Annotated in this window: 1 protein-coding gene; it reads right to left on the bottom strand. The window is 64.4% G+C overall.

The window, feature by feature from the left end:
- Positions 1 to 1,157, bottom strand: a 1,157-nt coding sequence (locus tag ISP18_RS00040; protein ID WP_404559214.1) for a non-ribosomal peptide synthetase, incomplete at both ends; no start/stop codon positions are given.

Raw genomic sequence — 1,157 nt, 5'->3', positions numbered from 1 at the left:
CGCTCGATCATGCGTATGACCAGCAACGAATGGCCACCCAGTTCGAAGAAGTGATCGTGGCGGCCGATGCGTTCGACGCCGAGCAGCTCCGACCAGAGGCCGGCGATGAGCTGTTCACGCTCACCGAGAGGCGCTTCGTAAACGCGATGAACCAGGGCCTCAGCGTCCGGCGCCGGCAGTGCCTTGCGATTGAGCTTGCCGTTGGGCGTGAGCGGCATGGCATCCAACTGCACGAACGCTGAGGGCACCATGTAGTCCGGCAATTGCCGAGCCAGATGCCCGCGTAGGGCCAAAGCGTCGATCACTGCATCCGGCTGGGTAGTGACATAGGCGACCAGGCGCTGCTCGCCGGCCACATCCTCGCGTGCCAGTACCGCTGCCTCGCGCACAGCCGCATGCTCGGCCAGACGTGCTTCGATCTCGCCCAGTTCGATGCGGAAACCGCGAATCTTCACCTGCTGGTCCGCGCGTCCCAGGTATTGGAGGTTGCCGTCAGGCTGATAGCGAGCCAGATCGCCCGTGCGGTACATGCGTGCGCCGGGTGTCGTGCAGAACGGATCTTCAAGGAACCGCTCGGCAGTCAGCTCGGGCCGGTTGAGATAGCCACGCGCCACGCCGGCACCGCCGATGTACAACTCGCCCACCGCACTTCGTGGCACCGGTTGACCATGACCGTCCAGCAGATACAGGCGGGTGTTGGCGAGCGGGCGACCGATGATCGGTGTCGCAGCATCGCGGCCGAGCGTCGCCAGCGTGGCGTCCACCGTGCATTCGGTGGGACCGTAGACATTATGGACGTCGATCCGATCATCGTCTCGCAAACGATCCCAGGTAGCCGGGTTAATCGGTTCGCCGCCCACCAGAAGAGCCCGGGGCCATGGCCCACGAGGGTCGGCCAGTCCGTTCGCCAACCACAGTTCCAGTTGAGGGGGCGTGCAATCGACGACGTCCACCCGATGAATAGCCAGATAGTTCAAGAAGGCCTCGGCGTCCGCCCGTACCACCGTGGGTATCACCACCAGACTGCGGCCCGACAGCAATTGCACCAGCATCTTCACCGAGGCGTCGAACTGGTACGGCGCGTTCCATCCCACGGTGGCAAGCGGACGTCCGGCAAAGGCCGTCTGCTCCAGCCCGCGCCAGAGATTGAGCACGCT

This window comes from Dyella humi (assembly GCF_044904605.1).
Lineage (GTDB): Bacteria > Pseudomonadota > Gammaproteobacteria > Xanthomonadales > Rhodanobacteraceae > Dyella_B > Dyella_B humi.
This window is presented reverse-complemented; position numbering and strand designations above follow the sequence as displayed.